20 protein-coding genes and 1 pseudogene are annotated in these 22,244 nt (G+C 72.5%); 6 read left to right on the top strand and 15 right to left on the bottom strand.

From position 1 onward, the window contains the following. A partial coding sequence (locus ACIQI7_RS00365) for a hypothetical protein (protein ID WP_401103399.1) occupies positions 1–1,216 on the top strand: 1,216 nt, incomplete at its 5' end. Here ACIQI7_RS00365 and ACIQI7_RS00360 read toward each other — a convergent pair. The 3 genes and pseudogenes from ACIQI7_RS00360 to ACIQI7_RS00350 form a co-directional block, all read right to left on the bottom strand. Then, a pseudogene (locus ACIQI7_RS00360) lies at positions 1,213–1,538 on the bottom strand (hypothetical protein); the annotation flags it as partial. The gene ACIQI7_RS00365 and the pseudogene ACIQI7_RS00360 sit on opposite strands and share 4 nt — an antisense overlap. A gap of 76 nt (positions 1,539–1,614) precedes the next feature. Further along, positions 1,615–2,301 carry a hypothetical protein gene (locus ACIQI7_RS00355; protein ID WP_401103397.1) on the bottom strand — a complete coding sequence of 229 codons (687 nt, stop codon included), beginning with the start codon at positions 2,299–2,301 and terminating at the stop codon, positions 1,615–1,617. A gap of 414 nt (positions 2,302–2,715) precedes the next feature. Continuing rightward, a complete protein-coding gene (locus ACIQI7_RS00350) occupies positions 2,716–3,078 on the bottom strand; it encodes a hypothetical protein (protein ID WP_401103395.1) in 363 nt (120 codons plus the stop codon). Between the two features lie 243 nt (positions 3,079–3,321). Here ACIQI7_RS00350 and ACIQI7_RS00345 point away from each other — a divergent pair, with 243 nt between their 5' ends. Both ACIQI7_RS00345 and ACIQI7_RS00340 read left to right on the top strand, forming a co-directional pair. Further along, entirely contained in the window at positions 3,322–3,873 is a 552-nt protein-coding gene (locus ACIQI7_RS00345; RefSeq protein WP_401103393.1) for a hemerythrin domain-containing protein, read from the top strand. Positions 3,874–3,911: 38 nt separating this feature from the next. Continuing rightward, positions 3,912–4,076 carry a hypothetical protein gene (locus tag ACIQI7_RS00340; protein ID WP_401103391.1) on the top strand — a complete coding sequence of 55 codons (165 nt, stop codon included), beginning with the start codon at positions 3,912–3,914 and terminating at the stop codon, positions 4,074–4,076. Positions 4,077–4,181: 105 nt separating this feature from the next. Here the strand turns inward: ACIQI7_RS00340 and ACIQI7_RS00335 are convergent, their stop codons facing one another. From ACIQI7_RS00335 to ACIQI7_RS00315, 5 genes are all read right to left on the bottom strand, one after another. Continuing rightward, positions 4,182–4,661 carry a flavin reductase family protein gene (locus ACIQI7_RS00335; RefSeq protein WP_401103389.1) on the bottom strand — a complete coding sequence of 160 codons (480 nt, stop codon included), beginning with the start codon at positions 4,659–4,661 and terminating at the stop codon, positions 4,182–4,184. Between the two features lie 94 nt (positions 4,662–4,755). Beyond that, the gene (locus ACIQI7_RS00330; RefSeq protein WP_401103387.1) at positions 4,756–5,268 is read right to left on the bottom strand and encodes a CinA family protein; all 513 of its coding nucleotides are present in this window, start codon (positions 5,266–5,268) and stop codon (positions 4,756–4,758) included. Between the two features lie 113 nt (positions 5,269–5,381). Continuing rightward, the gene (locus tag ACIQI7_RS00325; protein WP_401103385.1) at positions 5,382–5,918 is read right to left on the bottom strand and encodes a DUF1360 domain-containing protein; all 537 of its coding nucleotides are present in this window, start codon (positions 5,916–5,918) and stop codon (positions 5,382–5,384) included. After that, on the bottom strand, positions 5,915–8,986 hold the full coding sequence (locus ACIQI7_RS00320; RefSeq protein ID WP_401103383.1) for an FAD-binding and (Fe-S)-binding domain-containing protein: 3,072 nt from the start codon (positions 8,984–8,986) through the stop codon (positions 5,915–5,917). Before ACIQI7_RS00320 ends, ACIQI7_RS00325 begins: the two co-directional genes overlap by 4 nt. Then, on the bottom strand, positions 8,983–10,773 hold the full coding sequence (locus tag ACIQI7_RS00315) for a thiamine pyrophosphate-requiring protein (protein ID WP_401103381.1): 1,791 nt from the start codon (positions 10,771–10,773) through the stop codon (positions 8,983–8,985). Before ACIQI7_RS00315 ends, ACIQI7_RS00320 begins: the two co-directional genes overlap by 4 nt. A 353-nt stretch (positions 10,774–11,126) precedes the next feature. On the opposite strand from ACIQI7_RS00315, the gene ACIQI7_RS00310 reads away from it, so the two are divergent. Further along, complete coding sequence (locus ACIQI7_RS00310; protein ID WP_401103379.1) at positions 11,127–11,489, top strand: hypothetical protein; 363 nt, start codon at positions 11,127–11,129, stop codon at positions 11,487–11,489. A gap of 157 nt (positions 11,490–11,646) precedes the next feature. Then, the gene (locus ACIQI7_RS00305; RefSeq protein WP_401103377.1) at positions 11,647–11,949 is read left to right on the top strand and encodes a WhiB family transcriptional regulator; all 303 of its coding nucleotides are present in this window, start codon (positions 11,647–11,649) and stop codon (positions 11,947–11,949) included. 379 nt (positions 11,950–12,328) lie between these two features. On the opposite strand, the gene ACIQI7_RS00300 is transcribed toward ACIQI7_RS00305, so the two are convergent. From ACIQI7_RS00300 to ACIQI7_RS00280, 5 genes are all read right to left on the bottom strand, one after another. Beyond that, positions 12,329–12,712, bottom strand: coding sequence for a hypothetical protein (locus tag ACIQI7_RS00300; protein ID WP_401103375.1), 384 nt, complete (start codon positions 12,710–12,712; stop codon positions 12,329–12,331). Positions 12,713–13,029: 317 nt separating this feature from the next. Then, positions 13,030–13,485 (bottom strand): hypothetical protein, encoded by a 456-nt coding sequence (locus ACIQI7_RS00295; RefSeq protein ID WP_401103373.1) that lies wholly within the window; start codon positions 13,483–13,485, stop codon positions 13,030–13,032. A gap of 173 nt (positions 13,486–13,658) precedes the next feature. Beyond that, a complete protein-coding gene (dnaE, locus tag ACIQI7_RS00290) occupies positions 13,659–17,210 on the bottom strand; it encodes a DNA polymerase III subunit alpha (protein WP_401103371.1) in 3,552 nt (1,183 codons plus the stop codon). 46 nt (positions 17,211–17,256) lie between these two features. After that, positions 17,257–18,408, bottom strand: a complete 1,152-nt coding sequence (locus ACIQI7_RS00285; protein ID WP_401103369.1) for a fatty acid desaturase family protein — start codon at positions 18,406–18,408, stop codon at positions 17,257–17,259. Between the two features lie 7 nt (positions 18,409–18,415). Then, a complete protein-coding gene (locus ACIQI7_RS00280; protein WP_401103367.1) occupies positions 18,416–19,483 on the bottom strand; it encodes a ferredoxin reductase in 1,068 nt (355 codons plus the stop codon). Between the two features lie 87 nt (positions 19,484–19,570). On the opposite strand from ACIQI7_RS00280, the gene ACIQI7_RS00275 reads away from it, so the two are divergent. Continuing rightward, positions 19,571–20,710 (top strand): PucR family transcriptional regulator, encoded by a 1,140-nt coding sequence (locus ACIQI7_RS00275; RefSeq protein ID WP_401103365.1) that lies wholly within the window; start codon positions 19,571–19,573, stop codon positions 20,708–20,710. Positions 20,711–20,825: 115 nt separating this feature from the next. On the opposite strand, the gene ACIQI7_RS00270 is transcribed toward ACIQI7_RS00275, so the two are convergent. Both ACIQI7_RS00270 and ACIQI7_RS00265 read right to left on the bottom strand, forming a co-directional pair. Further along, on the bottom strand, positions 20,826–21,344 hold the full coding sequence (locus tag ACIQI7_RS00270; protein ID WP_401103363.1) for a hypothetical protein: 519 nt from the start codon (positions 21,342–21,344) through the stop codon (positions 20,826–20,828). A 232-nt stretch (positions 21,345–21,576) separates the two neighbouring features. Continuing rightward, a complete protein-coding gene (locus ACIQI7_RS00265; protein WP_401103361.1) occupies positions 21,577–22,137 on the bottom strand; it encodes a hemerythrin domain-containing protein in 561 nt (186 codons plus the stop codon). Between the last annotated feature and the right edge of the window lie 107 nt (positions 22,138–22,244).

The following is a 22,244-nucleotide window of genomic DNA, read 5'->3' as shown; positions in this document are numbered from 1 at the left end:
CATCGACCCCGCGGACTGCAACGCCCTCACCTCGACCGGCTCGGGCCTGCGCGTCCCCGAAACCCACGTCACCGGCACCGCCGCCCCGTCCTTCGACACCAACGACACCATCGGCGTCGTCGTCACGCCGCCCGCCGCCGGTGACTGCCCCCAGACCTATACGGTCAGCGCCCACGCCGTCATCGACCCCGCCGACTGCAACGCCCTGACCTCCACCAGGTCCGGCCTGCGCGTCCCGGAAACCCACGTCACCGGAGTCCCCGGCCCGACGGGCGGCAACGCCGTGGACGGAACCATCGGCGTCGTCGTCACGCCGCCCCCCGCCGGCGACTGCCCCCAGACCTACACGGTCAGCGCCCACGCCGTCATCGACCCCGCGGACTGCAACGCCCTCACCTCGACCGGCTCGGGCCTGCGCGTCCCGGAAACCCACGTCACCGGCACCGCCATCCCGTCCTTCGACACCAACGACACCATCGGCGTCGTCGTCACGCCGCCCGCCGCCGGTGACTGCCCCCGGACCTACACGGTCAGCGCCCACGCCGTCATCGACCCCGCCGACCACAACGCCCTCACCTCCACCCGATCCGGCCTGCGCGTCCCCGAGACCCGGGTCGCGGGCGTCCCCGGCCCGGCGCCGGGCCGCATCGGCAGTGCCTGGCAGTCGATCGACGTCGCCGTGCAGGCACCGGAAGCAGGAGACAGCCCGCAGACCTACACGGTCAGGGCGTACCTGACGCCCCGCCGGGGCGGGACCGGAGCGGTCGGCGACCTCGACCTGCTGCCCTCCCGCACCAGCCGGACGTGGGCGGACACGGCCCTGCAGGTCGCCCTCCCCGATCCCGGCGTGTACTTGGTGATCGGCGACCTCGACACCAGTATCTGCGCGCTCCTCGACTACGGAGGTTCCACGAACCTGTGGACCGAGGTGCGCCTGATCGACGTGGAATCGCGTGCCGTCGAGCTCGGCCCGCGTCAATCGGCCCGGCACCAGTTCTCGACGTCGCCGGAGACCCGGTTCCAGCACTGCTCCCACGGTCCGACCCCGCTGTCGGGGCTCGTGACCGTGTCCACGGCCCAGCGGTCGAAGACCGTCCGGGTGCAGGCGATCCTGCACGGCGGCGGGGCCGGCGACGGTCTGAACGGGGCGATGCTCCAGACGTCGTACTTCCAGGGCAGCCGCTCCCACCTGGCGTACGTGAAGGTCGGGGATTAGGGGTATCGACCCGCAGGGTCGTTCCCGCGGCTGATCGGTGGCGTGCCTCCGAGTGCGGTGGGGCAGCGGTGGTAGTCGTACTGGTGCAGGAGGGCGGCCCGGGTGGCGGTGCGTTCGTCGCGAGGACCTCGCTGTAGGCGAGGCGGGAGCGGTCGTCGACGGCGGGGTGGACGTGGCTGTAGCCGATCACCGGCGTGCGGTTCCTGCGTTCGGTGACGGTGGCCTGGCGGTTGCGGTCGCCAGCCTCGCGGCCGGCCGTGCGTCGGCCGCCGCCGTCGGGGATGCTGCCGAGATTCTTGATGTCGACGTGGAGGAGGCGTCCTCGCGGCGGGAACGCGCAGGGCCTCCCGGAGGCCGGGAGGCCCTGCCCTCATGCCTCACGCGCGGAGGCCGGCCGGTCAGGCCTTGCGGATGTCGTAGGCCACGCCGCTGCCGTAGCAGTAGCTGCTGGGGTGGTAGCTGGAGACCACCCACCCGGCGGGCAGGGGAGAGAAGGAGCACATGGTGGCGGTGGTCTGCGTGGTGATCTTGAAGAGGCCGTAGCCGACGCCGGTGCCCAGGCAGTTGCCGCTGCTGTACGAGCTCGTGACGATCCACCCGGCGGGGATCGGCGACATGGAGCACGCGGCGGCGCTGGTGTCGTTGGCCACGTTGTGCAGGCCGTAGCCGACGCCGGTACCCAGACAGTTGCCGCTGCTGTACGAGCTCGTGACGATCCACCCGGCGGGGACCGGGGTCATGGAGCACGCGGCGACGTTGGTGTCGTTGGCCACGTTGTGGAAGCCGTACGCGACGCCGCTGCCCGCGCAGTTGGCGCTGCTGTACGAGCTCGTGACCACCCACCCGGGCGGCTTGGGGGAGAAGGAGCAGATGACCAGGTTGGTCTGCCCCGCCGTGTCGGTGATCCCGTACGCGACGCCGCTGCCCGCGCAGTTGGCGCTGCTGTACGAGCTCGTGACGACCCAGCCGCTCGGGATCGGGGAGAAGGAGCAGATGGTCGTGCTGGCGGTGACCTGCTGCGTGGCCGCCTGTGCCTGCGTGCCCGCGGCGGTCACCACGCCCAGGAGCAGCAGTACGAGTGTCACCAGGTGCGAGGTTCGGGTCCGTAACGTCTTCATGGCAGCCTCAGATCTTCTCTCGATGACGTTCGACGACAGGTCTGTGCGAGCGAAGTGAACGACGGCACACGGATCGTTCACGACGGCTGAGATGCTGTCAGAGATCGTCCGGGCGCGCCAGAGTGCGGCGGGTGACGGCTCCTCAGGAGCGGTTGCCCGGCTGGACCGGACCAGGAACGTGACGGCTGGCTCCGCTTGGTCGTGGCCGCCCGGGTGGGCGTCCGGGCCAAGCGTGTCGCCGGTGGCCCGCGGGCCGTGCCGGGGCACGGCCGGACAGCCTGGTCAATCGCTGTCGGGAGGACCGGCCTTCGCGCAGCGGGCCCGAAGCCGACGCACATCCTGCCGATGCCGACGCCGATGCCGATGCCGACGCCGCGGACCCTATTCGGCGACGTCGACGTGCGCGTTCTCCGCCGGCTGGTCGGCCTTGTCCTCCTTGGGCAGTCCGAGGTCACCGCACTGGTTGGCCGGTGCGCTCAGCGCCAGGGCGAGCGCGTCACCCACCAGGCCGCCGGCGGAGTCCGTCCCGCTCTGGACGGCGTCAGCCGACCCGCTGTTCGCGCACCGGTTGTCGTGCGCGCTGTTGCCCGCGCCGATGACCGTCGTGGCGTCCGCCGCTCCGGCGCTCACGCCTGCCCGGACGACGGCGGCGGTGACCGCGAGGGCCCGCTTGATGACCGACTTTCCCGTCCTTCCGTGCGGGTCGGCGGCTCCGTCCGACCCGCATGCCTGTGTGTCTGACATGACAACGAAACGATCGGCATGCCGTCACCGTCAGCGGCGTGCGCCCGGGAGGCGGCGGAGCGCACGTGGGTGACGGCGCGACGGAGGGCGGCCCGGTGACCGGGCTCGACCGCGAGCACGTCCATCGTGGGACAGGAACCTGCCTCTGGGATGAATGCTGTCGGTAATGCGGGATATGAGAGGAATTGCGGGGCTGATCCGCGACCCGCACCGCTTCGACGACCATCGATGAGGAGAACAGCCATGGGACACGGCGGCAATGTGATCAACGAGCTGATGACGGACCACCGGGAGGTGGAGGAGCTGTTCGCCCGGATCCAGGCGCTGCCGGTGGGTGACGAACGGCGCCGGGAGGTGGCGGACGAGTTCACCATCGAGCTGGTGCGCCACTCGGTGGCCGAGGAACAGCACCTCTACCCGGCCGTGCGCGAGCACGTGCCGGGCGGGGACGCCCTCGCGGACAAGGAGATCGCCGACCACGAGACGGTGGAGAAGCTCCTCAAGGACCTGGAGGGTGTGGACTGCGGTGACGCCCGCTTCGGCGTTCTGGTCGACCGGGTCGTCTCCGAGGTCACGGCCCACATCCGGGACGAGGAGCGGAACCTGTTCCCCGCCCTGGCCGAGGTCTGCCCGCCCGAGCAGCTCGACGAGCTCGGCGACCGGATCCGCCGGGCCAAGAAGCTCGCCCCGACCCGCCCTCATCCGAACGCCCCCGACAACAAGCTGCTGGCCGCCGGCACCGGGCTGGTCGACCGCGCCCGCGACCTCGTCACCGGACGCGGCAAGCCCTCCTGACACCCGACCGGCCGATTCCGGAGTGAAGGAGAGCCGCTGTGAGCGTTCCCGAGCGTGACGACGACCCCGAGGTGTCCGACGAGACGCGCGAGCGCTCGTCGCGGCAGCGCAACATCACCGCTCCCACCCCGCCCGACGCCCGCACCGAAGGGCAGGACGAGGAGGAGCCCGAAGCGCCGGCAGCCGACACCCGAGCCCCGTAACCGCAGGACGCCGCCCCGGCCGTGCCGGCCGCAGCCGGGGCGGCGCCCCGCGGTTCCGGAGACACTCCGGAGCTCTCCGGTCCCGCCCAGGTGGCCGACGCTCCTCTACGCGGGGTGTCCGGCGTCGATGTCCTGGACGTCCCGGAAGGTCAGCGAGCTGCCGCTCGACACGGCCCCGGCATCGAGCGGTTCCAGGAGGAAGCCCACGTGGTCGCCCCAGTCCGCCCGGTCGAGGACCCGGCCGGCGAACCAGGCCATGGCCCCCGACAGCACCGGGACTCCGTACGGTCCCGCCTCCCATGCGGCGACCGCGAACTTGTCGACGTCGTCACCCGTGCGACCGCCGAACAGCTCGGCGAGGTCGTGTCGGTGCGTCGGCAGCAGATGGACCACCAGCACCTGCGACCGCGACGCGACGGCATGGGTACGGTTCGCCTTGGAGATCCACACGGTGAAGCGCGGCGGCTGGATCGAGCACTGGCCGGCGAAGCCGACCAGGCACCCCGCGTGCTCCTGCTCAGCCGCCGCGGTGACGACGTACACCGGGTAGTCCGACAACGCGACGAATGCGTCGAACTGGCCCATGGTGCTGCTCCTTCCCTCGGATCCGGCGAGCCGTCGCAGGGGCCGCGGCACCTCACGGCCGGTCGTCGCGGCAAGTACGCCGCCTCCCCGCCTTTCAGGTCTCATGCGGCTCCCGAGGCCGGAGGTGGTCACGCACCATGACGAGGGCTCGCAGGACGGCGGCGCGCTGGACCTCGTGGCGGTCGCCGTCGGCGTCGATCCGGGTGGAGCAGGAGTGGTCCGCCGCGGCGAAGGCGATGTACACGGTCCCGGGGTCGCGGCCGTCCTGCGGCGAAGGGCCCGCGACGCCGGTGGTGGCGAGGCCGTACGTCGCCCCCATCAGGCCCCGGACCCCCTCGGCCATCTGCTCGGCGACGCGAGCGTCGACGGGTCCGCGGGCGTCCAGCAGGGCCCGGTCCACGTTCAGGACGTCCGCCTTGACGTCGGTCGCGTAGGCGGTGACCGACCCGCGGAACACCTCGGAGGCTCCCGGAGCCTCGGTCAGGGTCAGCGCGAGCAGGCCGCCGGTGAGCGACTCGGCGGCGGCCAGCGTGCTGCCCGCCGCGGCGAGGGCCGCGTGCAACTGCCGCGCGAGATGAGCGCACTGTTCACGGGGCGTCGGACTCATTCTTCCTCCGTGCTGTACGGGAAGGCCCCTGGCGCCGGGCGCCGCCTGGAGAACGGATCCCCGGCTGCCCGCCGGAACAGGGCCGGAGCCGGCTCCGGCGGGCAGCGGGGCGGTCACCGCGCCTCGCCGGCCGCCCGTTGGAGGGCCGTCCGGGCGAACTGCAGGAAGTCGGCCGCGGCCAGGGCGGACAGGGTGGCGGTGGCCAGCCGCGTCGCCCTCGGCGCGAAGAGGGTGCCGGCGGTGATGCCGGTGGCGATCCACAGGCCGGTGCAGAAGGGGCAGCTGAGCAGTTCGCCGATCGCCTTGCGGGCGCCGGTGCCGCGCACCTCCTCCTTCAGCTCGGCCGGGCCGGTGGTTCCCTCGAAGCGGGTGAACGGTGCGCGCAACGGGCTGGTGACCGGGTCCTTGGCGAGCAGCCGGCCGAGCTGATGGGTCGCCAGCGCGCCCAACGCCACGTCCCACGGCCTCGGATCCGGCAGCTCCCTGCCCGAGACCCCCGCGGCGACGGAGACGCCCGCGACGGTGGCGGCGAAGGCGCCCATGAGGCCGGTGTAGGCGGCCAGCGGGCGGTCGGCGTCCCCGGCGTAGGCGCGGGCCTCGTGGTGCAGCCGCTCGTGCAGCGAGCTTCGCAGTGCGGTGGGTGACTTCACGGAATCCTCCTTGCGCGGTGGCGGGCGGCGAGAACCGCCCCTGCGGCCAGGGCGGTCAGCGCGCCGAGTGCCCCGACGGTGAGCAGGCGGGCCGCCGCGGGGTGGGGCCGGGGGCGTGCGACGGCCTTCTCGGGCCGGTCGGCGGGCGCGGGGCCGTCGAGGGCCGTGGCCAGCGCCTCGGCCAGGTGTACGGCCCGGCGGCCGGTGTCGGCCTGGTCGATCTGGGTGCGGCAGCTGAAGCCGTCCGCCACCACGAACGCGTCCGGTGCGGTGTCGCGGACGGCGGGCAGGACGCCCTGCTCCGCGATCGTCTGCGACAGGTCGTAATGGCCCTGCTCGAAGCCGAAGTTGCCGGCCAGTCCGCAGCAGCCCTCGTCCAGCACGTTCGCGTCCAGGCCCGCGCGGCGCATCAGCTCGCGGTCCGGGTCGGCGCCCAGGACGGCGTGCTGGTGGCAGTGCGTCTGGACGGTTGCCGCCCGGCCCACCCGCGGCGGCTTCCAGCCCTCGGGGGCGTGGTTGACGAGCTGTTCGGCGAAGGTCCGCACCTGGGCTGCCAGCCGGCCGATGTCCTGGTCCCCGGCGAGCAGGTCCCGGGCATCGGTGCGGAACACCGCCGTGCACGAGGGCTCCAGCCCGACGATCGGGGTGCCGGCCTCCAGCCAGGGCCGCAGCACGCGGGTGGTGCGCTTCAGGACGCGGCGGGCGGTGGCGAGTTGGCCGGTGGAGATCCAGGTCAGACCGCAGCACACCGCCTGCTCGGGGACCGCGACCCGGAAGCCGGCGTCCTCCAGGACCCGGACCGCGGCCTGGGCGATGTGGGGGTGGAAGTGGTTGGTGAAGGTGTCCGGCCACAGCAGCACGGTCCGCGGATCGCCCGGGTCGGGCTGGGCCCGCCCGCCCCTGCGCCAACCGTCCTGGAAGCTCTCGGCGGCGAACAGGGGCGCGTCGCGGCGTGGGTCGACGCCGCCGAGCAGCTTGCCGAGCCGCCCCAGTCCCGGGGCGTGGAGAGCGGCGTTGGCCAGACCCGGCGCGGGGCGCGCGAGCCGGGTCCACAGCGGGAGCCAGCCCAGCGCGTAGTGGGCGGCCGGGCGCAGCCGCCCCTGGTAGTGATGGGCGAGGAACTCGGCCTTGTAGGTGGCCATGTCCACCCCGACCGGGCAGTCGGACTTGCAGCCCTTGCAGGCCAGGCACAGGTCGAGGGCGTCCCGCACCTCGGTGGAGCGCCACCCGTCGGTGATCGGCGAGTCCTGATGGCCGCCGAGCATCTCGAACAGCAGCCGGGCCCGGCCCCGGGTGGAGTGCTCCTCCTCCAGCGTGGCCCGGTAGGACGGGCACATCACACCGCCCTGGTGGGTCCGGCAGTTGCCGACACCGACGCACCGCATGACGGCCTGCCCGAAGTCGCCGTCGTCGGGGTACGAGAAGTGGGTGTCCCGGTGGGGCCGGGGCCGCCAGGCGGCGCCCAGACGCAGGTTCTCGTCGACCCGGTGGGGGTGGACGACCTTGCCGGGGTTCATCCGGTTGCCTGGGTCGAACAGCGCCTTGACCTCGCCCATCGCGTCGACGAGCGCCCGGCCGAACATGCGGGGCAGCAGTTCGCCGCGGGCCTGCCCGTCGCCGTGCTCCCCCGAGAGCGATCCGCCGTAGGAGGCGACCAGGTCGGCGGCGTCGTGCAGGAAGGACCGGAAGGCCTCGACGCCCTTGCCCCCGCGCAGTTCGAACGGGATGCGGGTATGGACGCAGCCCTGCCCGAAGTGCCCGTACAGGGAGGCCTGCTGGTAGCCGTAGCGGTCGAAGAGCCGCTCCAGGTCGCGCAGGTAGTCGCCCAGCTTCTCGGGCGCCACGGCCGAGTCCTCCCAGCCCTCCCAGGTCTCGGAGCCGTCCGGTGGCCGGGCGGTCACCCCGAGTCCCGCCTCGCGGGCCTTGAGCATCTCGTGCTCGCGCGGCGGGTCGTCGGAGAACGCCACCGACGCGTCGCCCTCGTCGCGGCCGATGGCGCGCAGCAGCCCGCGGGCCTGGTCGTCGGCCTGTTCCTGCGTGTCGCCGGTGAACTGGAGCAGCAGCCAGCTGTCGCCCTCGGGCAGCTGGGCCAGGGAGTCGAGGTAGGCGTGCTCCTCGCGCATCAACTGGGCCATGCGCCCGTCGACGGCCTCCAACTGGGCCGGTCGGCTGTGTTCGAGCAGGTCGGGCACCGCGTCGGCCGCCTGGAGGATGTCGTCGAAGCCGAGCACCAGCAGGGCCTCGGCGGCGGGGACCTCGACCAGCTCCAGTTCGGCCCGCAGGACGGTGACCAGGGTGCCTTCGCTGCCCACCAGGGCCTTCGCCACGTCGAAGCCGTTCTCCGGCAGCAGGGAGTCCAGGTTGTAGCCGGAGACGCGCCGGGGGATCCGCGGGTAGCCGCGCCGGATCTCGGCCAGGTGGCGCGCCGCTACCTCCCGCAGTCCCTGGTAGAGCCGGGCCCGGGGGCCGCCCGCGGCCACGATCCGGGCGTACTCGTCGTCGTCGGTGCGGCCGGCCCAGAACCGGGTGCCCTGGTAGGTGAGCACCTCCAGGCGGCGGACGTTGTCGACGGTCTTGCCGTAGGCCTGGGCGGAGGCGCCGCAGCTGTTGTTCCCGATCATGCCGCCCAGCGCGCAGTGCGTGTGGGTGGACGGCTTCGGTCCGAACATCAGCCCGTGCGGCGCCAGTTGACGGTTCAGCTCGTCCAGGACGATGCCCGGCTCGACGACACAGGTGCGGGCGCCGGGATCGACGGACAGCAGACGGTTGCAGTACTTGGTCCAGTCGACGACCACGGCGGTGTTGGTGGACTGCCCGCCCAGACTGGTGCCGCCGCCGCGCGAGAGCACCGGCGCGGCGAACCGGGAGCACACCGCGACCGCCACGGCGCCGGCCTCGACGGTGCGGGGCACCACCACCGCGAGCGGGACCTGCCGGTAGTTGGACCCGTCGGTCGCGTAGGCGCCGCGGCTGCCGGCGTCGAAGCGGACCTCCCCGTCGACCTCGGCGCGCAGCGCCCGTTCCAGGGCCGCGAGGTCGAGGCCCGCGCTGCCGTCCTCCGCGGTCACGGTCGGCTCCCGTTGCCGGGGAGGAACTCCTGGACCTTGGCCTTCAGCCCTTGGCGGATGACGGAACCGCGGTCGCTGTCGCCGTGCAGGACGGCGGAGGCGGCGGCCTTGATCTGGTCCCAGGTGGCGTGCGGCGGGATCGGCGGCACCGCGGGGTCGGTGCGGAAGTCGATGACGAACGGACGCTGCGCGGCCAGCGCCCGGGTCCACGCGGGCACGACGTCCTCGGGCCGCTCGACCCGCACCCCGTCCAGGCCGAAGGACCGGGCGATGTCGGCGTACCGCACGTCGGGGAGTTGCTGGGAGGGCAGGAAGCTGGGCGCGCCCTGCATCGCCCGCATCTCCCAGGTGACCTGGTTCAGGTCGCGGTTGTTGAGCACCGCCACCACCAGGCGCGGATCGCTCCACTCGTGGTGGTACTTGGCGGCGGTGATCAGTTCCGCCAGGCCGTTCATCTGCATCGCGCCGTCGCCGACGATGGCGATCGCCGGGCGGTCGGGGTGGGCGAACTTGGCGCCGATCGCGTACGGCACCCCGGGGCCCATGGTGGCCAGCGTGCCGGAGAGCGAGCCGCGCATGGTGCCGCGCATCCGCAGGTGCCGGGCGTACCAGTTCGCCGCCGAGCCGGAGTCGGCGGCCAGCACGGCGTCCTCGGGGAGCAGCGCGTCCAGGGCGTGGACGACGTACTCCGGGTTGATCGGGTCCGCGGCGACCTCGGCGCGCCGCCGCATCACGTCCCACCAGCGGGCCGTGTTGTCCTCGACGGTCTTGCGCCACGAACCGTCGGCCTTGCGCTCCAGCAGCGGGAGCAGGCGGCGCAGCGTCCGGGCGGCGTCGCCGACGAGGTTCACCTCGAACGGGTACCGCATGCCGATCATGGACGGGTCCAGGTCGATCTGCACGGCGCGGGCCTGGTCGAAGTCGGGCAGGAAGTTGCTGTACGGGAAGCTGGAACCGACCACCAGCAGGGTGTCGCAGTCGCGCATCATCTCGTACGAGGGCCGGGTGCCGAGCAGCCCGATCGAGCCGGTCACGTAGGGCAGGGTGTCCGGGAGGGCGTCCTTGCCGAGCAGGGCCTTCGCCACGCCGGCGCCGAGCAGCTCCGCGACCTGTTCGACCTCGGCGCCGGCGTGACGGGCGCCCTGGCCGATCAGCATCGCCACCTTCTCGCCGGCGTTGAGGACCTCCGCGGCCCGCCCCAGGTCCTCGTCGGTGGGCACGGGGGCGTAGTGGGGGAGACCGAGGCTGGAGGGGACGTGCTTGAAGGCGTGCGCGGGCGGCTCGTAGTCGAGCTCCTGCACGTCCGCGGGGACGATCAGCGCGGTGACCGTGCGGCGGGTGGCGGCGATGCGCATGGCACGGTCGAGGACGTTGGGCAGCTGTTCGGGGACGGTGACCATCTCGCAGAACTCGGACGCCACGTCCTTGTAGAGGCTCAGCAGGTCGACCTCCTGCTGGTAGGAGCCGCCCATCGCGGTGCGGTCGGTCTGCCCGACGATGGCGACCACCGGGACGTGGTCGAGTTTCGCGTCGTACAGGCCGTTCAGGAGGTGGATCGCGCCCGGGCCCGAGGTGGCCGCGCAGACCCCGGTGCGGCCGGAGAACTTCGCGTACCCGACGGCCTGGAAGGCGGCCATCTCCTCGTGACGGGCCTGGATGAACCGCGGCTGGTCCTCGGCGCGGCCCCAGGCGGCGAGCAGCCCGTTGATGCCGTCGCCCGGGTAGGCGAAGACGTGCTCGACGTCCCACTCCCGAAGCCGCTGCAGCAGGTAGTCGGCAACCTTCATCTCTGTCCTCCTGGTGCTGGCCGTGGGGTGCGGCGGGGTTCGCCCCGCACGCCGGCTCGGCTAACCGCCGGCGGCGGGCTCGAAACCCGCTCACCGGCGGTTTCCGGGTGCACGGCCGGGTTCGCGGGTCGTGGCGGAAGTATCGCGAAGGCCCGCCCCGGTGCCGTGCAGGCGTGCCCGTGGGCGTGCGGCCGGTAGCCCGCTCGGGGCACCACGCGGGCCGATCGTGCCGCCCGGGGGCCGCTGCCTGGGCGCTGTTCCCGGGGCCGGGACGGCTTGTCCCGTTATGGGCCGGGCCGTCGGGGCAGACGGCTGGTGCCAGGAAGTGGAGGCGACCAGGGAGGTGATCCGCGGTGCTGTTGCTGTGGCTGGGTGTGCTCGGCGGGTACGGGATCGGGGCCGTGGTGACGGCGAGGACGGTCTTCGAGCGCGGCAGGACCGGGTTTCTCGGCGGCAGGGCGTCCGGCAGGTCGCTCGCCGAGTTCGAACGCGGGGAACGCCAGCACCTCGAGGCGATAGCCCTGTGCTCCGGCGCGCTGTGGGTGGCCGCCGTCCCCTTACTGCTCCTCAGGCGGTTGGTGACGAGGTGGGCCCTCGCGCGCACCGGCTGCCCCGTCGAGAGCGCGCAGCAGGTCCGTGACCGCATCGACGACCTGGAGCGCGCTCTCGGCGTCGGCGCCTACGCCGCCGACGACGGGCACCGGTGCCAGAGCTGAGCCGCGCCCGCTTCGCCGTGCCGCGGTGCGGCCGGTGAGCGCCCGCCGCCGGGGTACGGGCCGGCGCGCTCCCGGCATCGACCACGGTGATTACTCGGCGGGGTTGCGGTTATACGACCGGGCGGTTGGCGATCGTCGATATCGAAGGGGGTCTGCCATGGCGGACATCTCGCGCTTGCCCGGAGCTTCCTCGCACCTCTGGGACTGGCAGCTTCGCGGCTCGTGCCGGGAAGCCGACAGCGCCCTGTTCTTCCACCCCGCGGGCGAGAGCGGCGCGGCCCGCTCAGTACGCGAGCAGAAGGCCAAGGCCGTCTGCGCCGACTGCCCCGTCCGCAGGGAGTGCCTCCGCCACGCGCTGCAGACGCGCGAACCGTACGGTGTGTGGGGCGGGCTCACCGAGGAGGAGCGGCACGGGCTCCTGGCGCGCCACCCCCACCCTGTCGCGGCGGCCGTCGCCTGAAGGGCCGGCGGCGCAGCGCCCGGTCGGGGTCGGGGACTTGTTGCCGGGCGGCCACCCGCCCAGGGCACCCTTGGGGCCGAGGTGGCGGAGGTGGCCGAGGCGGAAGGGGCCCGGGAGGCCCGCGCCCGCGGTACGGGAGGCCCCGGTTCACCAGGTGACCGGCAAGGCCTGGAGGCTGCGGAAGACCAGCTCCGGAACGTAGGTGAGCTCGGACTCGCGTCGACGGCCAGGCGCAGGCCCGGATGCCGGTTCACCAGGGAGCCGATCGCCACCCGCACCTCCCGGCGGGCCAGGATCGCGCCGAGGCAGAAGTGCGGCCCGTGACCGAAGGCGAGGTGCGATGCCGGTCCTTCGCGGGTGATGTCCACGCGACCGACGATCAGCAGGCCTCCAGGTTGGCCGGCAGTTCGGGTTCGGTGAGGTGGTCGCCCCCGTCGTTGGCGGCGACCATCGCCGAGATCAGCCCGTCGTCCGGCCGCGCCCGCTTCTGGCGCACCAGGTCGGCGAGCCGGTCCTGCATCTCGCCTTGCGCGGCCCGCAGTTCGTCCGAGGTGATGTCCGTGACGAACAGCCGCCTGGTCAATCTGCGGATGGCCTCCGCCTCGGAGTAGGGCACGCCGAGCAGCTCGCAGATGACCATCAGCGGCGGGGGAGCGCAGAGACCCATCGTCGCGAGGAGGACCGGAGCCCGCGCGAGCAGGGCCTCGGTTTCGGGCTCGTTGTCGAGGTGGTGCGGGGTGGTGAAGGGCAACGTGGCTTTCACCGCTGCGTCCTGACCTGGTGTCACCTGGCCTGGGGGCCGCGCCGGGCGCGAACGGCCGGGACCGATGCGCGGACCGGTGACAGCCGGGTCGTGTGCCGCTGGGGAGCGGTGGCGCTTCGCGGTCGTTTCCCGGAACAGCGGGCGATCGCCCGGCGGGCGGAGGAGCTGGGGGCGGGCGGCGCGGTGAAGGCGGCGGACGTCCTGGAGGAACTGCTGACGCGGTAGCGGCCGGCTCCACCGGGCAGTCCGCACCCCCGACCGCCCGAGGGCCGGCCGAGCGCTCCGAGCAGCGCCCGGCCGGCCTTCGCGAACGTCCGTCAGCAGACGCGGACGGAGTACGCGGCGGAGTAGTCGGCGCTCTTGTAGCCCGGCGGGCGGCCGGAGTAGTCCTGGGAGACGCTGCCGATGGCGCCGCCGCCGCCGTCACGCCCGTAGTAGAACGTGGTCCGCACCCCGCCGGTCTGGTTGTTGTTGATCCAGGTGGGCATCTCGGTGGAGGTGAAGTTGTGGATCACGCAGGAGTACCACGGGCCGTACCAGTACCACGAGTCGTTGGCCGTGTTGTGGATGTGCACGCACATGCTGCCCACCGGCGGCACGTCGCAGTCGGCCGCCAGCGCGGACGGCGCGGACGCGGCGGCCCCGGCACCGGACACCTGGGCCCCGGTGCGGGGTGCCGCCGAGGCGGCCGCGGTGGAGGCGAGCAGTGCGGTTGCGGTGGCCGCGGCGACCAGCCCCGCGCTCCGCAGGACGTTGGTGAGGCGTCGTTCCATGGTTCCCCCTCGTTCCCGGGCACTTGAGGAAGGATCGGTGCGACCCGTCCCCGACCGGCTGGGTACGACGCTAGAGAAGCCGCGGCCCGGGCGGGACCTCTGAACCCCGAGGTCCCGCCGGCCGCACGGGCGTGCTACGGACCGCCGGCTCGCCGGCGGGGCCTGCCCGGGCGCTACGCCGTTCCCTGCCAGGAGTGGGTGCCGAGCAGGGTCTTCACGTCCGAGGCGAGGCCGTTGTCGGGGTTCACCAGGTAGCCGAGCTCGTACAGGGTGTCCTTGTCCCAGTTGGTGGTCAGCAGCCGGACGGGTACGTCGCCGGGGTGCGCCCGGAGGGCGAGCTTCAGCTCGGTCACCGTTTCGGGGGTGATGCGCGCGGCGGGGACGGTGATCTGGACGGGCGGCTTGGTGCCGAGTTCGGCGGAGGACATGTCCAGGGTGGTGATCTCCTGGCCGAAGATGCTCAGCGAGCCGTCGCGTTCGTTGAGCCGGCCGCGCGCCGAGATGACGTTGTCCTCGATCATCTGGGCGGACATCAGGTTGTAGGTGGCGGGGAAGAACAGGACCTCGACGGAGGCGTCGCGGTCGGTGAGGGTGATGATCGCCCAGGCGTTGCCCGCCTTGTTGATGCGCCGGTCGACGTTGGTGACCAGGCCGGCGAGGCGGACCTCGCCCTCGGTGCGGCCGGAGCCGAGGAGTTCGGCGATGGTGATGTCGCGGTTGCGGGAGAGGATGTGCTCGGCGCCGTCCAGCGGGTGACTGGAGACGTAGAGGCCGAGCATCTCCCGTTCCAGGCTGAGGAGTTGCCTGCGCGGCCACTCGCGGTCGGGCAGGTCGAAGTCCAGGCCGATGGCCGGGGTGTCGTCGCCGCCCAGGCTGCCGAACAGGTCGTCCTGGCCGATCGCCTGCTGCTTCTTGACGCCCGTCACCGCGTCGATGGCGCTCTCGTGCACGGTGCTCAGGGACAGCCGGGTGTGGCCGAGGGAGTCGAAGGCGCCCGCCTTGACGAGCGAGTCGACGGTGCGCTTGTTGCAGACCACCAGCTCGACCTTGTCCAGGAAGTCGGCGAAGGAGGTGTACTTGCCCTTCTCCTCGCGGGTGCGCACCAGGGACTCGATCACGGGCACGCCGACGTTGCGTACGGCCTTGAGCCCGAAGCGGACGTCGCTGCCGACGGCGGTGAAGTCGACCACCGACTCGTTGACGTCGGGGGAGAGGATCTTGATGCCCATCTGCCGGCACTCCGCCAGGTAGACCGCCATCTTGTCCTTGTCGTCGGCGACCGAGGTGAGCAGCGCGGCCATGTACTCGGCCGGGTAGTTGGCCTTGAGGTAGGCGGTCTGGTACGAGACCAGGCCGTACGCGGCGGAGTGCGACTTGTTGAACGCGTAGCCGGCGAAGGGGACCAGGACGTCCCAGACCGCCTGGATGGCCTCGTCGGAGTAGCCGCGCTCCTTGCAGCCCGCGTGGAACGGCACGAACTCCTTCTCCAGCACCTCCTTCTTCTTCTTGCCCATCGCGCGGCGCAGCAGGTCCGCTTGGCCGAGCGAGTAGCCGGCCAGCACCTGGGCGGCTCGCTGCACCTGCTCCTGGTAGACGATCAGGCCGTAGGTGGGGCCGAGGACGTCCTTGAGCGGCTCCTCCAGCTCGGGGTGGATCGGGATGATCTCCTGCTGCCCGTTCTTGCGCAGCGCGTAGTTGGTGTGCGAGTTCATGCCCATCGGGCCGGGGCGGTACAGCGCGGAGACGGCGGAGATGTCGGCGAACTCGGTGGGCTTCATCAGCCGCAGCAGGGCGCGCATGGGCCCGCCGTCGAGCTGGAACACGCCGAGGGTGTCGCCGCGGGCGAGCAGCTGGTAGGTGGTGGGGTCGTCGATCGGGATCTTCTCGATGTCGACGTCGACGCCCCGGTTGGCCTTCACGATCTTGAGGCAGTGATCGATGATGCCCAGGTTCCGCAGCCCGAGGAAGTCCATCTTGATCAGGCCCATGGCTTCGCAGGACGGGTAGTCGAAGCCGGTGATGATCGTGCCGTCCTTGTCCCGCATGTGCAGCGGGATGAGGTCGAGCAGCGGGGTCGAGGAGAGGATGACGGCGGCCGCGTGCACGCCGGTGCCGCGGATCAGGCCCTCGATGCCCCGGCCGGTGTCGATGATCTTCTTGACGTCCGGCTCGTTCTCGTACAGCGCCCGGATCTCGGTGCCCTCGTTGTAGCGGGGGTGCTTCTCGTCGAACAGGTCGGCCAGCGGCACGCCCTTGCCCATGACGTCCGGGGGCATCGCCTTGGTGATGCGGTCGCCCATCGAGAAGGGGTAGCCGAGGATGCGGTTGGCGTCCTTCACGGCGGCCTTGGCCTTGATGGTGCCGAAGGTGTTCACCTGCGCCGTGTAGGCGGCGCCGTACTTCTCGGTGACGTAGCGGACCATCTGGTCGCGCTGGCGGTCGTCGAAGTCGATGTCGACGTCCGGGGGGTTGATGCGCTCGGGGTTGAGGAAGCGCTCGAAGAGCAGGTCGTGCTCCAGCGGGTCCAGCTGGGTGATGCCGGTCAGGTAGGCGACCATCGAGCCGGCCGCCGAGCCGCGGCCCGGACCGACGGGGATGCCGTTGTCGCGCCCGTACTGGCAGATGTCGGCGACCACGAGGAAGTAGGCGTCGAACCCCATCGGGGTGATGACGCCCATCTCCAGCTCGATCCGGTCCAGCACCTCCTGGCCCGGGTCGTCGCCGTAGCGGTGCTTGAGGCCGATCTCGATCTTCTTGCGCAGGTACGAGGCCTGGGTCTCGCCCTCGGGCACGTCGAACTGGGGCATCCGGTCGACGTAGGTGAAGACCTCCTCGTACGACTCGACGCGCTCGGCGATCGCCAGCGTGTTGTCGCAGGCCTCCGGCAGCTCGCGGAAGAGCTCGCGCATCTCGTCGGCGGTCTTCACGTAGTAGCCGGTGCCCTGGAACTTGAACCGGTTCGGGTCGTCCTTGTTCTTGCCCACGCCGACGCAGAGCAGGCTGTCGTGGGCGTCGGCCTGGTCGGCGGTCACGTAGTGCGAGTCGTTGGTGGCCAGCAGCGGGATGTCCAGGTGCTTGGCCAGGCGCAGCAGGTCCGCGCGGACGTCCTGCTCGATGGACAGGCCGTGGTCCATCAGCTCCAGGAAGTAGTTCTCCTTGCCGAAGATGTCCTGGTACGCGCCGGCCGCCTTCACCGCCTCGTCGTACTGGCCCAGCCGCAGTCGGGTCTGCACCTCGCCCGAGGGGCAGCCGGTGGTGGCGATGATGCCGCCGGCGTTGGCCGCGATCAGTTCGCGGTCCATCCGGGGCTTCATGTAGTAGCCCTCCATCGACGCGAGGGAGGAGAGCTTGAACAGGTTCCGCAGACCGGTCGCGTTCTGCGCCCACATCGTCATGTGGGTGTAGCGGCCGCCGCCCGAGACGTCCTTGCCGCCCTCGCCGTCGCTGCTGGCCGGGCGCTGGCCGCCGGGGGACCAGAACACCTGCTTCTTGTGGAAGCGGGACCCCGGCGCCACGTACGCCTCGATGCCGATGATCGGCTTCACGGCGGTCTTCGCGGCGGCGTGGAAGAACTCGTACGCGCCGAACATGTTGCCGTGGTCGCTCATCGCGATGGCGGGCATGCCCTGTCTCTCCGCCTCGGCGAACAGCTTGCCGTTCTTCGCCGCCCCGTCGAGCATCGAGTACTCGGTGTGGACGTGCAGGTGCGCGAAGCTGTCGGACACGGCGCTGGGCTCCTCGGACGGTTCTCGGTACGGGAAGCGGCCCAGGCTAGCGGGTCGGCGCGATCGACGCGCCGTGGCGGAGGCCCGGGGCCGCGACCCTGGCGCGCCCAGGCCTCCTGGCCTCGGGCTTCCTGTTCGGCAGCGAGAGCCGGAAGACCTTGCGCCAGGCGGAGAACACCTGCTTGGGCAGCGGCCCGGTGACGTACTCCAGCCCGTACTTCTCGAACAGCGCGCGCACCTTCACCGCCACCTCGGCGTACCGGTTGCTCGGCAGGTCCGGGAACAGGTGGTGCTCGATCTGGTGCGACAGGTTGCCGGTCATGAAGTGCATGGCCCTGCTGCCGCCGATGTTCGCCGAGCCCATCATCTGGCGCAGGTACCACTGGCCGCGCGTCTCGCCCTCGACCGACCGGCGCTCGAAGACCTGGACGCCCTCGGGGAAGTGCCCGCACATGATCACCGAGTGGGACCAGACGTTGCGGACCACGTTCGCGGTGAACGTGGCGGCGAGCGTGGCGGGGAACGACGGGCCCGACAGCAGCGGGTGGATCACGTAGTCCTTGAGCACCTGCTTGCGGATCTTGCGGCCCACGGCCCTCGCCCGCGCCCGGAACTCCGGATCCCCGCGGCGGCCCTTGCGCAGGTTCTTGCCGAGCTCCAGGTCGTACGCGGCGATGCCGTACTCGAAGAAGCAGGCGTTGACGAGGTTCCACAGCGGCTGGCCGAGGTGGACCGGGTGCCACTCCTGGTCCTCGTCGACGCGCATGATGCCGTAGCCGAGGTCGTTGTCCTTGCCGATCACGTTGGTGTACGCGTGGTGCAGCTCGTTGTGCGAGTGCTTCCACTGCTCGGCCGGCGAGACGTGGTCCCACTCCCAGGTAGTGGAGTGGATCTTCGGGTCCCGCATCCAGTCCCACTGGCCGTGCAGGACGTTGTGGCCGATCTCCATGTTGTCGATGATCTTCGCCACGGAGAGGCCGGCGGTGCCGAGCAGCCACGCGGGCCGGAAGGCCGAGAACAGCAGCACGCCCCTGCTGGCCAGTTCGAGCGTGCGCTGCGCCGCGATCACCTTGCGGACGTAGGCGGCGTCCTTCTCGCCGCGGCCGGCGATCACCTCGTCGCGGATCGCGTCCAGCTCGCGGCCGAGCTCCTCGATCTGCTCCGCGGTCAGGTGGGCGGTGGGGTCGATGGCGGTCAAGGCGCTTCTACCGTTCGATGTCGCAGGGGCCCGCCGCGGCGGACACGCAGGTCTGGATGAGGACGCCCGGCTCGGCCTCGGTGATCTCGCCGGTGCGCAGGTCGCGGACGGCGCCCGCCCTGAGCGGCGTGACGCAGCCGAAGCAGATGCCCATGCGGCACCCGGAGGGCATGAGCACGCCGGCCTCCTCGCCGACGTCCAGCAGCGGTGTGGCGCCGTCCGCGGCGACGGTCCTGCCGGTGGTGCTGAAGGTGACCTCGCCGCCGCCGCCGTCGTCGTCGGCTCCGGCGACGACGCGGGGGCGGAAGCGCTCGGTGTGCAGGCGCTCCCGGACGCCGTGCCCGGCCCAGTGCTCCTCCACGGCGTCGAGCAGGCCCGCGGGCCCGCAGGCCCAGGTCTCGCGCTCGGCCCAGTCGGGCACGAGGTCGCCGAGCCGGGCGACGTCGAGCCGGCCGGCCGTGTCGGTGTGCACCTCGGTGAGCCGCAGCTTCCCGGCCGCGGCCAGGCCGCGCAGTTCGTCGCGGAAGATCACGTCCTGCGGCCGCGGCGCGCAGTGGACCATGACGGCGTCGTCGACCTCGGTGTCGCGCAGCATGCCCATCACGGGCGTGATGCCGCTGCCGGCCGTCAGGTAGAGCACCTTGGTGGGCCTGGCCCGCGGCAGCACGAAGTCACCGGTCGGCTGGTCGAGCCGGACCAGCGTGCCCGGTGCCACCCTGTGGACCAGGTGGTTGCTGACCTTGCCGTCCGGGACCGCCTTCACGGTGATCGTGATGCGGCCGTCCGGGCGGTCGGTCGGCGAGGTGAGGGAGTAGGCGCGCCACAGGCGCCTCCCGTCGACGTCGACCCCGATCCGCACGTACTGGCCGGCCGTGTGGCCGCGCCAGCTCCGGCCCGGCCTGATCACGACGGTCGCGGCGTCGCCCGTCTCGCGGTGCACGGCCTCGACGCGCCCCCGCAGGTCGGCGCCCGCCCGCAGCGGACTGACCAGGTCGAGGTAGTCCGACGGCAGCAGCGGCGTCGTGACCATCTCCAGCAGTTTCCATGCCCTGCCGCGGAGGGCTGCACTCGTCATGCCTCCAGCTTGCTGCGCTTCGGGGCGTAAAGTCCTGACCGTAGGACGTGAATCTGGTCGACTGAATTGTTCGTGGGGAACAAAAACGTGAGCCATGCGATCCGCAGGGCCAGCGAGCTGGTCCTGGACGAGAGGACGGTCGCCGCGCTTCGGGCCGCGCTGACGGCCACCGCCGACGAGGTCGTCGAGGCGATCATCGACGAGGTCCCTCCCTACGCCAACGCCCTTTCCGGCCGTATGGGCGCCACCATCCGGCGAGCCGTCCGCACCGCCCTGGGGCACTACCTGGACCTCGCGAGCGGGAACGCCACGGGTGGCGACGCCGGTGACGCGGCCTACGACCTGGGCCGCGGCGAGGTGCGCGACGGCCGTTCGATGGACGCCCTGCTCAGCGCCTACCGCGTCGGCGCCCGGGTGGCCTGGCGGTGCCTGGCCGCGGGTGCCGTACCCGCGGGCCTGCCCGCCGCCGAGGTCGCCAAGTTCGCCGAGCTGACCTTCGCCTACATCGACGAGCTCTCCGCCGCGAGCGCCGCGGGCCATGCCGACGAACTGGCCGCCCAGGGCCGGGCCCACGAGCGCCACCTGGAACACCTGGCCCGCGACCTCCTCGCCGACGCGAGCCCGGACGTGCTGCTGGCCTCCGTCCAACGGGCCGGGTGGCAGCCCCCGGTCTCGCTGACCGCCGTCCTGCTGCCCGCCGCCCAGGCCCGGCCCGCCTACCGCTCGCTCGACCCGGGCACGCTCGTCCTGGACGACCTGCCGGACGCCACCGGCGTGCTGCTCGTCCCCGATGCCGACCGCCCGCACCTCCTGCGGCAGCTGACCGACCGCACCGCCGTGGTCGGTCCGGCCCGGCCGTGGAACCGCGCGTCCGCCTCGTACGCGCGGGCCGTACGCGCACGCTCCCTCTCCCCTGACATCCGCGACACCGAGGACCACCTGCCCGAGCTGGTGCTGAGCGCCGACGCGGACGCGTTCGCGGACCTGCGTGCCCGGGCCCTCGCGCCGTTGCGGGCCCTGCCCGGCACGACCGCGCGGCGGCTGGAGGAGACGCTGCGGGCGTGGCTGCTGCACCAGGGCCGGCGGGACGAGGTGGCGGCGGCGCTGTTCGTCCACCCCCAGACGGTCCGCTACCGGATGTCGCAGCTGCGCGAGCTGTTCCCCGATCTCGCATCACCGCACCGGGTCCTCGAACTGACCCTGGCGGTGGGGCTTCGGGCCGGCTGACGCGCACGCCGGCCGGGCGCCCGGGGGCGCCCCCCCCCCCCCCCCCGGGGCCGCCCCCCCCCGCCCCCCGGCCGGGTCGGCGGGGTCTCCCTCCGGAGAACGCACCGGCCGAGGGCTACGCCGCGGCGCAGCCCTCGGCGTCCAGCAGCTCGGTGAGCGAGGCCCGGTGCAGGGCCATGACGGGTTCGAGCAGGTCGGGGTGGCGGAGCAGGACGGCGGCTTCGCTGTCGCGGGCGCCGGGCCGGGCCAGGCGCCGCAGGCCGGGGGCCCGGGCTTCGGCGGGAAGTCCGGCCGAGGCCGGCAACCGGTGGGCGCGCGCGGTGACGGCCGGGTCGGCCAGGAAGCACGCGGCCCAGCTGACGACGGTCTCGTCCACCCAGGTGCGCCAGGCGGCGTCCGCGGGCTCGGCGTCGCTGCCGGTGAGCCGGTCCAGCCGGGCCGATCCGCCGGGGCCGAGCAGGTGCAGCAGTTGCACGTCGAGGTCGCCCGGGTAGCGCAGGTGGGCCGCGAGGCTCGCGGCCTGGCGGGCCTGGGCCTCGGCCAGCGCGGCGTTGAGCGCGCCCGCCGGCGGCGGGTAGGCGGCCAGCAGCCAGCGGGCGGAGGCGGCTATGACAGGGGTGAGGTCGGTGGGCACGGCGATCGGTCCCTCATGGGCGGGCTCGCCGGTGTCCGTCGGGCGGGGCCGGGCGAGCTGCTCGTCTGCGGGGCTTCGCTGCCCTGCTGCTGGCCGACCAGTGTAGGCGGGTGGGCACGGCGGACGGCATGATCTGCGTCACGGCCGGCCGGAACGCACCGGCCGGAACGCACTGGCCGGGGCTGGCCCGTTCCAGGGCCGGCCCCGGCCGGGTTCTCGCGGGCAGGGTGGTTCAGGACCTGCCGCGGCCGGTGACGAAGTCGCGTGCGCGGTCGACCAGCCCCGCGCCCGGGGCGAGCAGCTTGCTGGCCCCGGGGCTGCTCGGGGCGGCCGGGTGCGGGCGGGTGGGGGCCATCGCCTTCGCACGGCGGATCTTGTCCCCGAGGTCGTCCAGCTGTTCGGGCGTACAGGCTTGGGCCAGCCTGGGGAACAGGTTGTTCTCCTCGTCCTGGACGTGGCTGGTCACCTCGTCCATGAGCTCCCGCAGCATGGAGCTCATCTGCGTGTCGGCCGTGTCCATCCGCTCCAGCTTCTTGAGGATCTCCTCGACCCGGGTGTGGTCCTCGATCTCCTTGTCCGCGAGCGCGCCCCCGCCCGGGACGTGCTCGCGCACCGCCGGGTAGAGGTACTGCTCCTCGGCCACCGAGTGCCGCACCAGCTCGATGGTGACCTGGTCCACCAGGTCCCGCAGCTCCTGCCCGCGCCCGGTCATCGCCCTGAGCCGGGCGAACATCTCCTCCACCTCCCGGTGGTCGGCCTCCAGCTCCGCGATCACGTTCCCGCCGTGCCCCATCGTGTTCCCGCCTCTCCTCGCGGCCGGGTCCGTCCCGGTCCGAAGGGCAGTGATCCCCGCCCCGGGCCCGGCACCCGGGCGAGTCGTGCGCCGCTCACCCGATCGGC

It is taken from the genome of Kitasatospora sp. NPDC092039, from assembly GCF_044756065.1.
In the GTDB taxonomy this organism is placed as follows: domain Bacteria; phylum Actinomycetota; class Actinomycetes; order Streptomycetales; family Streptomycetaceae; genus Kitasatospora.
Note: the sequence above shows the minus strand (reverse complement) of the source record. Positions and strands in the feature narration are given on the sequence as shown.

Coding starts and splice junctions, on each gene's coding strand:
- ACIQI7_RS00350 (WP_401103395.1), bottom strand. CDS start 3,078: ATGTCAGACACACAGGCATGCGGGTCGGACGGAGCCGCCGACCCGCAC.
- ACIQI7_RS00345 (WP_401103393.1), top strand. CDS start 3,322: ATGGGACACGGCGGCAATGTGATCAACGAGCTGATGACGGACCACCGG.
- ACIQI7_RS00335 (WP_401103389.1), bottom strand. CDS start 4,661: ATGGGCCAGTTCGACGCATTCGTCGCGTTGTCGGACTACCCGGTGTAC.
- ACIQI7_RS00330 (WP_401103387.1), bottom strand. CDS start 5,268: ATGAGTCCGACGCCCCGTGAACAGTGCGCTCATCTCGCGCGGCAGTTG.
- ACIQI7_RS00315 (WP_401103381.1), bottom strand. CDS start 10,773: ATGAAGGTTGCCGACTACCTGCTGCAGCGGCTTCGGGAGTGGGACGTC.
- ACIQI7_RS00305 (WP_401103377.1), top strand. CDS start 11,647: ATGGCGGACATCTCGCGCTTGCCCGGAGCTTCCTCGCACCTCTGGGAC.
- ACIQI7_RS00295 (WP_401103373.1), bottom strand. CDS start 13,485: ATGGAACGACGCCTCACCAACGTCCTGCGGAGCGCGGGGCTGGTCGCC.
- ACIQI7_RS00280 (WP_401103367.1), bottom strand. CDS start 19,483: ATGACGAGTGCAGCCCTCCGCGGCAGGGCATGGAAACTGCTGGAGATG.
- ACIQI7_RS00265 (WP_401103361.1), bottom strand. CDS start 22,137: ATGGGGCACGGCGGGAACGTGATCGCGGAGCTGGAGGCCGACCACCGG.